This is a genomic window from Vreelandella profundi, assembly GCF_019722725.1.
Lineage (GTDB): Bacteria > Pseudomonadota > Gammaproteobacteria > Pseudomonadales > Halomonadaceae > Vreelandella > Vreelandella profundi.
Genome location: NZ_CP077941.1, coordinates 3,141,272 through 3,156,020, shown reverse-complemented (window position 1 = coordinate 3,156,020; position 14,749 = coordinate 3,141,272). Strand labels below are relative to the sequence as shown.

Here is a 14,749-nt window from a genome sequence, read left to right as displayed (position 1 = left end):
GTGTCACGCTTTTTTAACGAATCAACTACGATGAAAAATGATATACATGTAAAAGCTATTTGTTGTGAGTGGGGTATAGCGTCTCTGATTTTTCTTACACTGTACTAGGTGTTCTGATGGCATACCTAGATAAGGCCCCTGCGCGATGCCTGTCATCCCGATTGATGCAAAAGACGATGTGCTGAAAACGACCGATACCTACCGTCAACAGCGCCGACATGTGATAGCACTCTATGTGCTGGCGCTTAGTGTCATGGTGGTGCTTTTCGGTTGGCTGCTGAGTGAACAATATAAACAAGAAATAGCCGCGGCTGAATCGCGCATTAACGCCCGTGCCAATGTCGTTACGGAGTGGGCACAAGGCGTGTTTGCCCAAAGTGAGCAAGCTCTTTTCGGGTTAACCGAGCTGCTCGCTGTACAGGGGATGCCTAATAGCGATAATGCTCAGGGGCTTCAGCAAGCGCTAGGAAATCTCATTCAGTATGTGCCTATGATTGATGAAGTAGCTGTTTTTGACGCACGGGGGCGCTTATTGGTAAGCGGTGGTGGAAAGTGGAATACAGGTTTTAATATCAGCGAAACGGCTGTTTTTAACGCTCTAGCGCAGGGCGCGCAGCGGGAAGCCATGACCCCTCTCAATTTGTCGACTGGTGATCAGCGCTTCTACCTATACCATGGTCGACGATTGGAAAGTCCCAGTGGCGAGTTCAATGGCGCAGTCATCTCACGCATCGTCCCTACAGTGTTTACCGATGCCATTGAACAAATGGGTGGATACGATGGCGAGAGCATTACCTTAGTTGATACCGATTTAAAGTTGGTCGCTAGATATCCATTATTAGATGGGTCATTACCTATCGGCAGTCAGTTCAGTAGCCCCGCCATGACGCAGTGGATAGCTAGCGGAGAGCCTATTTTTTCACTAAAGGCGACGTCACTCATTGATCATCGTGAGCGGCTGTTCAATATGCACAGAGTCGGTGAATGTCCTCTGCTGGTCGTCGTCGGTATTGACCTGCATGAGCTGCTGGCGGGTTGGCGCCAGCGGATGTGGATACTTATGATAATCGTGGGCGTGATGGCGCTGCTAGGGGCTTGGGGCGCGCGTCATTATTTAAGCCGTTTAACGCTAGCGGATCAATTACGCCAGCGCATTGAAGAGCGTGAACAGGCGCGCGCGGAAACGCAGATTGCCGCTGCCGCTTTTCACACACACTTAGGCATTTTAATTACTGATGCCCAGGGCTTAATCCTTAAGGTGAATGACACGTTCACACGCATTACCGGTTACAGCGAAGCCGAAATCGTCGGCAAAACGCCGCGCATCTTTAGTTCCGGGCTACATAACGCAGCGTTTTATCGGCGCTTATGGAAGCAAGTGCTCAAAACCGGCAACTGGGAAGGCGAGATATGGAACCAGCGCAAGAATGGCGAGCTATTTCCTGAATGGCTTACGGTGAGCGCGGTTTATAGCAACGTCGGCGTGTTGACGCATTATGTGACCACGATGAGCGATATTAGCGAGCGCAAAGCCGCTGAGCAGGAGATTCATCAGCTGGCATTTTATGATTCGTTAACGGGGCTGGCGAACCGCCGCCTGTTCCTAGATCGTATGGAGACTGCGCTCAAAGCGCTTCAGCGCCATCAGCACTGCGTCGCATTGTTATTTATTGATATTGATAATTTTAAGCAAGTTAATGACACACTTGGACACTATCAAGGAGATCAGTTATTGCAGAGCGTCGCCCAGCGGATGAGCCAAATGCTGCGCGATACGGATACGCTCGCACGCTTAGGAGCCGACGAATTTGCGGTGTTAATTGAAGGTGCTGAGAGTAATCGCACTCAAATCACGGAGCTTGCTGAGCGTATTGGACATAAATTATTGGCGGTACTCAATGAGCCCATCGTGCTGGGTGAAGAGAGCGTTACGATCACGGCCAGTATCGGTATTGCGGTGATGGAGAGCGATAAACATAGCGTCGATGAGTATTTGCAGCAGGCGGATCTGGCGCTCTTTAAAGCCAAAGACAATGGCCGCCACACGCTGTGCTTTTTTGACCCCGCCATGCAGGCAGCGCTGTTGGCCCATGTGAAGCTAGAGGCAGATTTATACCAAGCGCAAGAAAATCTGCAGTGGCTGCTTTACTACCAACCCCAGGTCAATTCTCACGGCACGATCATTGGTGTAGAGGCGCTATTACGCTGGCAGCATCCTGAGCGCGGCATGGTGTCTCCGTGTGAATTTATTCCAATGCTAGAAAGCACTGAATTGATTAATGACGTGGGTGAGTGGGTGCTGGAAAATGCCTGCCAGCAACTAGTTCACTGGGTAGCGCATCCGCGTTTAAGCAAGTTGACGATATCGGTCAACCTTAGCCCGCTACAGTTTCGCGATGAGCACTTTTTATCTCGCGTAGAAGGGGTGTTTGCGCGCACTCAAGCGCCGCTTAGCCGCTTAAAGCTAGAAGTGACTGAGTCACTTTTTGTGACGGCCCAGGATGATACTCGAAATAAAATGCTCGCCTTAAAGGCGCAGGGCGTGCGCTTTTCGCTGGATGATTTTGGCACCGGCTATTCGTCATTGGCATATTTGGCTCAGCTGCCGCTGGATCAATTGAAAATCGACCAGTCGTTTGTTCAACAGGTACTGGATAGCCAGGCGAACGCGGCCATTGTGGAAAGTACGATTGCCCTGGCGGAGAGTTTAAATTTAGAAGTCATTGCGGAAGGGGTGGAGACAGAGGCACAGCAGGCGTGGCTATTGGCTCACGGCTGCCACGTTTACCAGGGCTACCTGTTTGGGCGCCCGGTAACCGTAGAGGAAATGGAAAGGCGGATTGAAAAAATCTAAATGCTCGGCGTAGATATCCGCTTATTAACTGGCGGGCAGAGCGCATAGGTAGGGTTCGAGGTCCAGGCTAGGGGCGGCCAGCGTGTCGGGAAGAATTACTTCCAGTCGAGAATCTTGCCGCCATGCGCTGCTTTCAATACTGAGGGTGCCGTCTGCACGGTTAAGGCGCTTCCAGCCATTGTCGGTATGAAAAACGCCCTTAATGCGCGCCTCCCTTGGCAGTTCCCCTAGGTGGGCGGCGAGGCTGTCCAGGTCAAAACACTCGCTGGGATGCCAGCGCAGCCCCGTACTGGTATAGCCTAGCGACGTACCGGTTTCACGTTGGGGCTTGCCCGGAGGCGGCGGGAAATCAAAAAACGAACCCGCAAGGCTGGGCATTGCTGCGAGCTGCTGATGGCTGCCCGGCATTTCCTGGCCGCGAACGGTGGCACTGCTACTCTGGGTTAGCAGCGTGAGTGAAAGCTCGCCCTGTACGGTTTCCTGCACCCATTTGCGCGGTGGCCAGCGCTCGGCGACAAACGCATGGGCAGCGGCTAGCTGGTCCGAGGTGCTCTGGTCGAGCATCGTCAGCGCCACGGCGTCGGCCATATCGAGCTGGTCGCGGAAGGTGTCGTGCTGGCGAGCGCGGGCGTCATCCAGGCGGCGCGGATCGAGAGTGGCAATAATGTCGCGCACGTCGACCACGTCGTTAAAGGCCTCACCGCGCAGCAAGTCCAGCAGGCCAGCGGGGTGCCCAAGGCCAGAAGGCTCAATGATGACTCGGTCGGGCTTGCTGCGTGCTAACAAATTCACCAAAGCCGCTTGCAGGACAAACGCCAATTGACAGCATAAACAGCCGCCAGGCAGGCCTTTAACAACGACATCATCGCGGGCATCAAACATAGCCTGGTCGATGCCGATTTGACCAAACTCGTTGACTAAAATCGCCCATTTTTCATCCACAGGCTTCTGCTCAATCAGGCTGTGGATAAGCGTGGTTTTGCCGCTGCCTAGAAAGCCAGTAATGATATGCACCGGCACTTTCGTTAACGCTGACAAAGCCTAACCTCCCGTCATATTCATAAAGCGTACCACCTGCACATCGCCATCGGTGGTGAAGTGATGGCGCTCCGGCTTAAGCGGCAAAGCATCAATGATGGCCTGCTTAAGTATCTGCATATTGCCTGGATAGCGGCGCAGCACGGCGCGAAGGTCCACGGAATGCTCATTGCCTAAGCAAAGCAGCAGACGTCCTTCCACGGTGACCCGTACGCGGTTGCAGGTATCACAAAAGTTGTGGCTATGCGGTGAGATAAATCCAACGCGGCTTTCGCTGTCGAGCATCTTAAAGTAGCGCGAAGGGCCCGGCGTGGTTTCGGCCGTGGCCATCAGCGGATAGCGGGATTCAATCATCGCCTGCACGTCGTCGCTGGAATAGAACGTCTCCGCCCGTGAGTGATCGGAGACATCGCCCAGCGGCATTTCTTCGATAAAGCTAATGTCGAGGCCTTCTTTGCGGGCAAAGGTGACCAGGTCGATCACTTCATCGTCATTGCGGCCTTTTAAGATCACCGCGTTGAGCTTAATGCGCTTAAACCCGGCTTCCTGAGCGGCGTGAATGCCGTCAATCACTTTGGCGAGATCGCCTGTGCGAGTCAGCTGCTTGAAGCGTTCTGGAACCAGTGAATCCAGGCTGATATTGAGACGCCGCAGGCCACTGGCGTAAAGCTGTTTGGCGTGCTTGCGCAGGCTGGCACCGTTTGTCGTCATGGTGAAGTCGGTCAGGCCAGGCATGGCGCCGATCTCATCGACCAGTTTATCAATGCCGCTGCGAACCAGCGGTTCGCCACCGGTAAGGCGAATTTTTTCAACCCCCAGCTCGGTGAAGGCGCGGGCCACCATGGCAATCTCTTCCAGCGTCAGTACCTGGGCACGAGGCAGAAACGTCATTTCTTCGCTCATGCAGTACACGCAGCGGAAATCGCAGCGGTCGGTGACCGAAATACGCACGTAGCTAATACGCCGGCCAAAATCATCAATCAGTGGCTGGTCAGAATATGAGTGGCCAACACGTTGCTGAGTCGTTCGTTGCTCGGTCATAGCCATCCCGTTAGTGGTTGTATGCTGACTACCTCGCCTGGTTGAGCGCCGTCTTGGTCGTCGGCAAGCTCAATCAAGCAATTAGCAGCCACCATCGAGGTTAAAATACCCGAACCCTGGGCGCCGGTACTGCATACGTGTAACTGTCCTTCTCCATCAGTATGGTAAACGCCGCGAATAAAGTCAGTGCGCTTTAAGCGGCTTTTTAATTGATGGTCAGCAATCGCATAAAGGCGATGGGGCGGTGACGCAGGCAGCCCTTGAAGTTGATCCAGCAGCGGCGTCACAAACTGTAGAAAGGTTACCATGACCGCCACTGGGTTGCCGGGCAGGCCGACGAACGGCGTGTGCTGTTCGCCCAGCCAGCCGCAGGCCATTGGCCGGCCAGGACGAAGCGCTACGCGCCAGAACGCTAGACGCCCCAGCTGCTGCAACGCGGTGCGAGTAAAGTCAGCCTGACCCACCGATACGCCGCCGCTGGTGATCACTAAATCGCTTTGCTGGGCGGCCTGCTCCAGAGCCGTTTGGATGGCGCCCAGCTCGTCCGGCAAAATGCCGAGATCAATCACGTCAGCGCCGTACTCGGCGAGCATGCCGATCAGCGTAAAACGATTCGCGTCATAAACACAGGCTTGGGCAATGGGCTCGCCGGGGGCGGTAACCTCATTGCCGGTAGAGAAGATGGCCACCTTCGGGCGTTGGCACACGGTTAGCGTGGCGTAGCCCAGCGACGCTAATAAGCCCAGCTTGGCGGCGTCTAGTCGCGAACCTGCCGGGAGTGCCGTATCGCCAATCGCCATGTCTTCACCGGCTTGGCGTACATGCTGGCCGTATTTGAGACGCTCAGGCGACTCAATGATCGCATGCTCAGGCTGTTCATCTGACTGTTCGCGCAGCTGTTCACTCATTACCACGGTGTCGGTGCCCGGCGGCAATGGGGCGCCGGTGGTAATGCGTACACAGTGGCCGGCAGGTACCATTTCGCTGCGATACTGGCCTGCTAACACTTCACCGGCCAGGGGCCAGTGGGTTTGCTTGGGGCCAACACCTTCTCTCGCCAAGGCCAGCGCCACGCCGTCCATCGCCGCATTGGTATTTTGCGGCACGTTAATAGTTGCCAGCACCTCGGTGGCCAGGCGACGGCCATGGGCCTGTGCCAGAGGAACCTGTTCGCTGCCTAACGGGCGCTCAATCAGCGTGGCGAGCGCTTGACGGGCTTCATCCACGCTGAGCATTTTCTCGCCGAGATCAAAGCAGGAGAGCGTCATGTTGCCCCCTTGTCCGTCGTAGACAGCAGAACTTTTTCAAGGTGCAGCTTTTCTTCCTCGGTATTAAGATTGGCAAAGGCGTCAGGGCAGTCGGACATGTCGACCTTGCACCAGCTATGACGCGCATACCAGCGGTCGATTTTGCGCTCGCCTTCGGCCAGCACAAGGGCTAAATCATCGGCGAGTGACGTACGCAGCAGTGCCACTACGGGGTGCAGCCGCTCACCGTCAAAGGCCACGCCGATATCATGATCGCCAATGCCTGCCATCAAACGTGCCACCAGGTTGTCCGGCAGGGCGGGAGAGTCGCAGGGAGCAATCAGTAGCCAAGGCGTTTTGGCCGCGCGCAAGCCGCTATAAATCCCCATAAGCGGGCCTTTGAAGCCGCCGTCGGCGCCGTCCATAACAAGATCCGCAATCACACGATCAGCAAAGAAGCGGTAAGCATCGGCATTGCGATTGGCGTTAATCAACAGTTCGCCTACCTGGCCCTCAAGACGTTTAACCGCATGAGCGACAAGCGGCAAGCCTGCAAAAGGCTCAAGCCCTTTATCGCGGCCCCCCATTCTACGTCCTTCGCCGCCGGCTAGAATCATGCCAGTTATTTCTTGGGTAGGGATCATGAGCGTGCCTGTGTTGATGAATGTGCCTGCTTTGATGAGCGTGCCTGTTTTGATGAATGTACTGCAGGCGGTCGCTCAGGAATGGCGTCCAGGGTTAGGCGATTCTGGGTGTTGATCGATTGAAAATGGCGGCCTTTGGCGCGGGCGATAAGCATCACGCCAAAACGCTCGGCCAGCTCAACGCCTTTTTGCGTTACGCCTGAACGCGATACCAGTACGCTAATGCCCATCTGCGCCACCTTCAGCACCATTTCTGATGTCAGCCGCCCCGTGGTGTAAAAAATATCCGCATCGGCACTATCCGCTTGCTGTAGCCATTGACGCCCCGCCAGGGTATCCACGGCGTTGTGTCGACCAACGTCTTCGACAAAATCGAGCACCTTGGTTTGAGCGCAGAGAGCGCAGCCGTGAACGGCGCCAGCGCTACGGTACGTTTCATTATAGGCGTTGAGATTTTGCAGCAGCTGATAAAGCGTCGATTGTGCCAGCTTCGTATCGGGCAGCGCCATCAGCGCGGTTTGATCCAACAGTTTACCAAACACCGTGCCCTGGCCGCAGCCGGTGGTGACCGTGCGCGTGCTTAAACGCGCTTCCAGATCTTCAGGCAGGTGGCGTGTAACCACCACGGCGGCTTCTACTGCCCAGTCGACCTGCACCGCGGTCAAGTCCTCGGCAGCCCGTAGTAAGCCTTGATTGCGTAAATAGCCGACCACCAGCGCTTCGGGGTCGTCACCCAGGGTCATCAGCGTGACAATTTCGCGCTTATTGAGATACACGGTAAGCGCCCGTTCAGCGGCAATCGCCTGCTGACGCGTATCGCCATATTCGTCAACGACGCTAATCTCGGTGGTGGCCGGTAAGCGGGCTCGGCTTAACTGAAGGGCAGGCATCCATGAACCTCGCTAAAATAGTTCTTGAAAATAACTCTTGAAAAAAGCTCTTGAAAAAAGCTTTTGAAAAATAGTTCTCGCAAAACGTCAGGGTTGACGATGATGGCGCTGGGGATGCTTACTTGTCTACCCATTCAAGCTCCATCTATTCAAGCTCCGTCTATTCAAGTTCTGTCTACTCCAGTTTCAGGGTGCTAATGCCATGAGTGATAATTTACGCCCCATCAGTATTACGTTGATTGCCGAAACCAAGCAGGTAAAGCGCTTTAGCCTAACGCAGTGGCGCATTGCGGAACTTGCTCTGGGCGATCAGGGGCCGGTCACGCTTCAGCTGCAGCTTTCGATGACCGAGCGCGCGGCGTATCGCTTCAATCTAACCGCTAGCGCGCCGCGTCTGTTTGTCCGCGCGGGCTTTACCGGGCAAACGCCGCACCCCGATGCAATAACGGCCAGCCAAGATGTTGCAGCTGGCTGGATGGATGGCGAGCAGCAGGTGCTGGAAGCCTTGATGCCGATGGCGATTCAGGTGTGGATGGAGAGCTATCTTGCTCGCCACGGTGAGGCGCCTGTCGAGGTGCGCAAGAAAAAACGCAAAGGGGCAGGGCGCGCAAAAGAGATGCCTGCCAATGAGCCGCCGCGATGAGTCGCCTGGAACGCTGGTCGCGCCTAAAGCGCAATGCTCAAAAGCAAAGCAGTGCCTCGCCAGACGCAGTGCCAGCCACCGAGCCTGCCAATGAAATCACCGTAGAGCCAGCTGACGCGCTTCATAGCGACGCCGATCAGCCGTACGCCACGGATGATCAACCGTCGGCATCGGCACTGGAAGCGCAAGAGCCCGAGCGCGAACCGGCGCCTGGCAGCCTTGACCACACCCTGCCAGACCCCGATACCTTGGACGTCGGCAGCGACTTTAGTGCCTTTATGCTGCCGGGCGTCAGCGGAGCCTTGCGACGGCGCGCTTTGAAGCGCCTTTGGGCCACCGGTAATTATAACGTGCGCGATGGGTTAGATGACTATGACGCTGACTATCGACAGCAGCTCAAGCCCATGGCCGACGGGCTTGCCAGCAAGCTGCGCCGCTGGACCCATAAAGTAGAAGAGACGCTTGATAAGCCGCTGGATGATGCACCCGTTGAGCCACCAAAAGAGCAGGTGGCCAGCGAGCAGCCCAATGATCACTCTCTCGCGCCTGAAGACGAATCTTCCATGCCCGGCAGCGCAAGCGAAGGCGCTGTAGAAAAGCCCCTTCTAGACGACCAGTCTGATTTAATTTTTGAGCCTCAAAAGAAAATCTAAAATCGCTAATTAATAACTATTAAATCAATTGACTAGGATGGTTTTTATCCCTCGTTACTGCCAGCGTTAATCGTAATTAAGTTGGCTAAATGCCGTGTTACGCCTAGGCTCAGCTTAGCGTCAACGAAACGCTATGCCATAATGATTAAACAATATTACTCAAAATTATAATAAGAATTATTCACTGACCGTGAGAATGCATGAATCAACGAATCCAACTGGCGTCGATAGACGACCAGCGCAATGCCGAGGCTCGAGAAACGGTACGCCGCCGTATTTCTTGGCCAGCTAATTTAACGCCTGCTAATGTGACCTATCACAGCCGTGGCCATGCGCTGCTGATAGGCGCGGCTGCCGACGTGTATCCGGCCGCCCGCGCGCTTCAGAGGCGCGGCCTTGCATCGCTTACGCTGCTGGTTACTGGGCCTGTGGAGAATGGGCCTGAGAGCGAAACAGCCGCGCTAATGGGGGCCAGTGAGCCGTTTGTCACGCAAATGCTCACGCCCGAGCAGCTCAGCCAGCTGCGAATCAGCGGCTACTTGGGGGCGTTTAGCGCCCGGTTAGATGACGGCGTTGCGCCGCTGGACCTTGCTCGGGCACTGATTGAACGCGACGGATTTGACCTTGTGCTCGATCTTGCTGCGACGGCTCATTCCCAGCGTGCGGAGCTTCCGTCACCTGGCTATGTGGTGATGTCTTGGCAGGACATTGAGCAGCGCAGCGAATCACTTGAAAATTTTGTCGGGCTGGTCGGTGAGTTCGATAAGCCGCGCTACTTTCAGGTCAACAGCGATCTATGTGCCCACTCCACAAGTGGCAATATTGGCTGTACCCGCTGCTTGGATGTCTGCCCGGCGGATGCGATTTCCAGCATTCAAGGGCGTATCGAATCCCATATTGAAATTGATCCCTACCTTTGCCAAGGCGTGGGCAGCTGCACCAGCGCCTGCCCCACGGGGGCGATCGAATTTCGCATGCCAGAAACACGCCGCCAGCAGGATACGCTGTCTATGTGGCTCGCGGCCTATCGCGATGCCGGTGGCCAGGTGCCGGTGCTGCGTTTTCTGACTCATGATTCGCAAGACGCTGAGCGCGCAACCGGCGCGGTGCCTGCAGGCCATGTGATTGATGCCCCGTTGGAAGAACTGGGGGCGGCGGGACACGACCAGTGGCTAACCGCGCTGGCGGCGGGTGCCGCCGAGGTGCGTATCCAGCTGCATCCTAGTATGCCCGCCCGCTTAAGCACTTTTTTGAATGACCAGATTGCTCAAGCGCACGCCGTGCTAGATGCCTTGGGGCACGACCGCGCTCGCGTACAGCTGATCGGCGTTGCCGATGGCGCTGCGCGGGATGCACTGCCGACGCTTCCACCCCTGACAGATGCGCCGCTATTGCTGCCTGAGCCCGAAAAGCGCGCGCGTTTGAACCGCGTGTTGGCGCGCCTTACCGAGCTGGGTAGCCCCAGCGGGGCGCGAGCGACGATGCCGACAGGCGCTGCCTACGGCGCGATTCAGGTCGACCGCGACGCCTGTACGCTGTGCCATGCCTGTGTCAGCAACTGCCCTACGCCCGCGTTAAAATCTGGCGGCAATACGCCCGCCCTTAGCTTTCTTGAAGCGGACTGCGTGCAGTGCGGTCTTTGCGAGCAGGCGTGTCCGGAAAATGCGATTACGCTGATGCCCGGCTTTTTAGCAGATGGCGCCCGTGAAACGCGGCATATCTGCCATGAAGAAGCGGCCTTTGAATGCATCAACTGCGGCAAACCGTTTGCCACCGTGAGCACGGTCGCGGCGATTAAACAGAAGCTTGCCCATCATCCCTACTTTGCCGGCGAGGCGATGAGCCGCCTGGAAATGTGCGAAGACTGCCGGGTGAAGGATGTTTGGAAAACCATGATTCGCGATCCTGACGCGCAACTGAAGGTATAAGCCGATGACGGATGGATTGCCCGCACTGAACGAAGCGGATGCGCTACGTGCCGATATCTATCGGCTGTTGGCCACCTTGCTGCGCCAAGCACCGGATGCCGACATGCTGGCGTGGCTGGCTGAGCTGGCGATTGAGCAAGATGGCAGCCCGCTTGCAAAGCGCTGGCAAGCTTTGGCAGATGCGGCAGCCGCCATGGATAAGAGCGGCGATGGCGTAGCGCCGCTGCAGCGCGCTCACTTTCGTCATCTGGTGGGCGTCATTCAAGGTGACGTCGTGCCGTACGCCTCGTGGTATCGCAATGGTGAGTTGATGGAAGCCGCGCTAGTGGCGCTGCGCCAAGACCTCAGGGCGCTTGGCTTTGAACGCAGTGAGCACACCCGAGATCCTGAAGATCATCTGGCGGCGCTATGCGAAGTTATGGCGATGCTGATTGAGTCTGAGAGCCATGAACAGGCGTATTTTTTTAGTCAGCACATCGCCCCCTGGGCAGCCAGCTGCTTTGACGACCTAGGGCAGGTAGACACCGCTTTTTATGCAGCGCTGGGAACGTTAGGCAGCGCTTATGTGGAAAGCGAGAGGGCGAGTCTAAGCATTGACGCTGATCACGCTCCGGTGCGCATTATTGAACGCAAACGTGGATAGACCGTCGGCGATAGCCGCGTATAAAAAAACCAGCATAAAACATAGGCGAGAGGAGAAACCCATGCACACCCCCCACAATTCTGAGCGCCGCCGGTTTATGAAAACGGTTGGGTTAGGAGCCGCCGCCGCTGGTGCCGCGGCCGCCGTCGGTCATGTCACCTTAGCTCAGGCTGATAGCGCCCCGGCGGAAAAAGAAAAACAAACGGTTAACTACCGTGAGACCGACCACGTTCGTGCGTATTACGCCTCGCTGCGTGATTGACGGCAGAATGCCAGGAGATTTGCCATGCGCTTAACTCGCAAAACAGACGCCCCCAAAGCCCCCGGGCTGGGTATTTCACGCCGTCAGTTCCTTAAACGCAGCGGTGCTGCAACGGGCGGCGTGGCCGCGGTTGGCTTTATGGGCGCGCCGATGATGCGCCGCGCCGAGTCCGCTGATAAAACGCCCGTGCTGGACTCACCCGTAGAAACAAAGCGCACCATCTGCTCGCACTGTTCGGTGGGCTGTGGCGTCTATGCGGAAGTGCAGGAAGGTATCTGGACCAAACAGGAGCCGGCATTCGATCATCCGATCAACCGCGGGGCGCACTGTGCAAAAGGCGCCTCACTGCGCCAACACGGCCACTCCACGCGGCGCCTCAAGTATCCCATGAAGCTAGTGGCGGGCGAGTGGGAGCGCATGAGCTGGGACGACGCCATTGACGAAATTGGCGACAAGCTGCTTGAGCTACGCGAAGCGCATGGCCCTGACAGCGTTTACTGGCTGGGATCGGCCAAGTTTAGTAATGAACAAGCCTACCTGATGCGTAAGCTTGCCTCGCTGTGGGGCACCAACAACACCGATCACCAGGCGCGTATCTGTCACTCCACCACCGTGGCGGGCGTGGCGAATACCTGGGGCTACGGAGCGATGACCAATTCGCTCAACGACATGCACAACAGCAAGTCGATGCTGTTTATAGGCTCGAACCCTAGCGAAGCTCATCCGGTAGCGATGCAGCACATCCTGATCGCGAAAGAGCGCAACAACTGCGACATCATCGTGGCAGACCCGCGCTTTACCCGCACGGCGGCTAAAGCCAACAAGTACGTGCGCCTGCGTCCGGGGTCAGATGTGGCCTATATCTGGGGCCTGCTGTGGCACATTTTCGACAACGGCTGGGAAGATAACGAGTACATCAACCAGCGCGTTTACGGCATGGATGAAGTGCGCGCCGAAGTCGCCAACTTCCCACCCAACGTGGTTGAAGACGTGACGGGTGTTTCCGAAGCCGACATGTTTGACGTGGCCAAGCGGCTGTCTGACAACCGTCCTGGCTGCGTCGTGTGGTGTATGGGCGGCACGCAGCACACCACTGGCAACAACAATACCCGCGCTTACTGCATTTTAGAGCTGGCGCTCGGCAATATAGGTGTGTCAGGCGGCGGCGCCAATATTCTGCGCGGCCACGATAATGTGCAGGGCGCGACCGACCTGGGCTTAGGCTCTGACTCGCTGCCGGGCTACTACGGCTTGGCGGAAGGGGCGTGGCAGCACTGGGCGAAGGTATGGGATCTCGACTACGAGTGGATCAAAGGTCGCTTTGACGACAGCGAATATGCCGATGGCCAGCCGATGTACACCAGCGGCATCACCGTCTCGCGCTGGGTCGACGGTGTGCTTGAAGACGATGAAAACATCTCTCAGCGTACTGCATTGAAAGCGATGTTCTATTGGGGGCACGCGGTAAACTCTCAAACACGCGGCGTCGAAATGCAGCAGGCGATGCGCAAGCTGGAAATGATGGTCATTGTTGACCCTTATCCCACCGTGGCATCGGTAATGCATGATCGCAGCGACGGCGTTTATCTGCTGCCTGCCGCCAGTCAGTTTGAAACGACCGGCAGCGTTACCGCCACGAACCGCTCTATTCAGTGGCGTGACCGCGTGATCGAACCGCTGTTTGAATCCAAGCCCGATCACGAAATCATGTACTTATTTGCCCGCAAACTGGGAATTGGCAACGAGCTGGTAAAAAACTACCAGATGAACGGCGACGAGCCGCTGATCGACGATATCCTGCGTGAAATTAACCGCGGTATGTGGACGGTAGGCTACACAGGCCAAAGCCCTGAGCGTCTCAAAGAGCACCAGAAAAACTGGCACACCTTTAGCTTTGAGAATCTGCGCGCGCAGGGTGGCCCGATCGATGGCGAGTATTACGGACTGCCGTGGCCTTGCTGGGGCACGCCGGAATTCGGTCATCCCGGTTCGCCCAACCTTTACGACACCAGCATACCGGTGATGGAAGGCGGCATGGGTTTCCGAGCGCGTTTTGGTATTGAGCGTGACGGCGTGAATCTTCTGGCCGAAGGCTCGGCGCCGGTGGGTGGCGATATCGACGATGGCTACCCTGAGTTCAACGACCAGCTGCTTAAAGATTTGGGCTGGTGGGATGACCTGACCGCCGACGAAAAACTGGCGGCGGAAGGCAAGAACTGGAAAACCGATCTTTCCGGCGGTATTCAGCGTGTGGTCATTGAGCATGGCTGCGCGCCGTACGGCAATGCCAAGGCGCGCGCCGTGGTCTGGACTTTCCCTGACCAGGTGCCGAAGCATCGCGAACCGTTGTACACCACGCGGCGTGATTTGGTTGATCGTTTCCCTACGTGGGACGATTTTGACTCGATCATGCGCTTGCCGACCCTGTACAAAACGATCCAGGATCGCGACAACGCCAGCGAATATCCCATTATTCTCACCTCCGGACGGCTGGTGGAATACGAGGGTGGCGGCGATGAAACGCGTTCCATGTCGTGGCTTGCCGAGCTGCAGCAGGAGATGTTCGTCGAAATCAACCCGGCGAATGCCAATGACCTTAGCGTTAAAGATGGCGATGACGTTTGGGTCGAAGGGGCTGAAGGAGGGCGGATAAAAGTCAAAGCGCTGGTCACTCCTCGCGTTGACCGTAACGTTGCGTTTATTCCGTTCCACTTTGGCGGCATGTTCCAAGGTGAAAGCCTGCGCGATCGTTATCCGGATGGATCTGATCCCTACATCATTGGCGAGGCGGCTAATACTGCCACCACCTACGGTTACGACCCGGTAACGCTGATGCAAGAGACCAAGTGCACCATTTGCCGCATTGAGCGCGCCTGATCTAGAAAACAAGCCCCGACCTGACAGCA

General features: G+C 56.4%; 12 protein-coding genes. 7 read left to right on the top strand and 5 right to left on the bottom strand.

The genetic code is table 11. The features are described from left to right. Positions 1 to 145: 145 nt before the first annotated feature. Positions 146 to 2,854: a bifunctional diguanylate cyclase/phosphodiesterase gene (locus KUO20_RS14415; protein WP_235040527.1), complete on the top strand. Its 2,709-nt coding sequence runs from the start codon at positions 146 to 148 to the stop codon at positions 2,852 to 2,854. Between the two features lie 24 nt (positions 2,855 to 2,878). Here the strand turns inward: KUO20_RS14415 and KUO20_RS14410 are convergent, their stop codons facing one another. The 5 genes from KUO20_RS14410 to KUO20_RS14390 are packed head-to-tail and all read right to left on the bottom strand — an operon-like array spanning position 2,879 to position 7,714. Beyond that, positions 2,879 to 3,892: a CobW family GTP-binding protein gene (locus KUO20_RS14410; protein WP_235040526.1), complete on the bottom strand. Its 1,014-nt coding sequence runs from the start codon at positions 3,890 to 3,892 to the stop codon at positions 2,879 to 2,881. Positions 3,893 to 3,895: 3 nt separating this feature from the next. Next, entirely contained in the window at positions 3,896 to 4,933 is a 1,038-nt protein-coding gene (gene moaA / locus KUO20_RS14405) for a GTP 3',8-cyclase MoaA (protein WP_235040525.1), read from the bottom strand. Next, on the bottom strand, positions 4,930 to 6,201 hold the full coding sequence (gene moeA, locus KUO20_RS14400) for a molybdopterin molybdotransferase MoeA (protein ID WP_235040524.1): 1,272 nt from the start codon (positions 6,199 to 6,201) through the stop codon (positions 4,930 to 4,932). The genes moaA and moeA overlap by 4 nt, the downstream gene beginning before the upstream one ends. Beyond that, entirely contained in the window at positions 6,198 to 6,824 is a 627-nt protein-coding gene (gene mobA / locus KUO20_RS14395) for a molybdenum cofactor guanylyltransferase MobA (protein ID WP_235040523.1), read from the bottom strand. Before mobA ends, moeA begins: the two co-directional genes overlap by 4 nt. After that, positions 6,821 to 7,714: a formate dehydrogenase accessory sulfurtransferase FdhD gene (locus KUO20_RS14390; RefSeq protein WP_235040522.1), complete on the bottom strand. Its 894-nt coding sequence runs from the start codon at positions 7,712 to 7,714 to the stop codon at positions 6,821 to 6,823. The genes mobA and KUO20_RS14390 overlap by 4 nt, the downstream gene beginning before the upstream one ends. Positions 7,715 to 7,916: 202 nt before the next feature. On the opposite strand from KUO20_RS14390, the gene KUO20_RS14385 reads away from it, so the two are divergent. The 6 genes from KUO20_RS14385 to KUO20_RS14360 all read left to right on the top strand — a co-directional run bounded on the left by KUO20_RS14385 (position 7,917) and on the right by KUO20_RS14360 (position 14,720). Beyond that, a complete protein-coding gene (locus KUO20_RS14385; protein WP_235040521.1) occupies positions 7,917 to 8,357 on the top strand; it encodes a DUF3305 domain-containing protein in 441 nt (146 codons plus the stop codon). Further along, positions 8,354 to 9,010: a DUF3306 domain-containing protein gene (locus KUO20_RS14380; RefSeq protein ID WP_235040520.1), complete on the top strand. Its 657-nt coding sequence runs from the start codon at positions 8,354 to 8,356 to the stop codon at positions 9,008 to 9,010. The genes KUO20_RS14385 and KUO20_RS14380 overlap by 4 nt, the downstream gene beginning before the upstream one ends. A 200-nt stretch (positions 9,011 to 9,210) precedes the next feature. Continuing rightward, complete coding sequence (locus KUO20_RS14375; RefSeq protein WP_235040519.1) at positions 9,211 to 10,938, top strand: 4Fe-4S binding protein; 1,728 nt, start codon at positions 9,211 to 9,213, stop codon at positions 10,936 to 10,938. Between the two features lie 4 nt (positions 10,939 to 10,942). Further along, positions 10,943 to 11,581 carry a TorD/DmsD family molecular chaperone gene (locus KUO20_RS14370; RefSeq protein WP_235040518.1) on the top strand — a complete coding sequence of 213 codons (639 nt, stop codon included), beginning with the start codon at positions 10,943 to 10,945 and terminating at the stop codon, positions 11,579 to 11,581. Between the two features lie 61 nt (positions 11,582 to 11,642). Further along, on the top strand, positions 11,643 to 11,843 hold the full coding sequence (locus tag KUO20_RS14365; protein WP_235040517.1) for a twin-arginine translocation signal domain-containing protein: 201 nt from the start codon (positions 11,643 to 11,645) through the stop codon (positions 11,841 to 11,843). A 24-nt stretch (positions 11,844 to 11,867) separates the two neighbouring features. Then, positions 11,868 to 14,720: a molybdopterin-dependent oxidoreductase gene (locus tag KUO20_RS14360; RefSeq protein ID WP_235040516.1), complete on the top strand. Its 2,853-nt coding sequence runs from the start codon at positions 11,868 to 11,870 to the stop codon at positions 14,718 to 14,720. Positions 14,721 to 14,749: the final 29 nt, after the last annotated feature.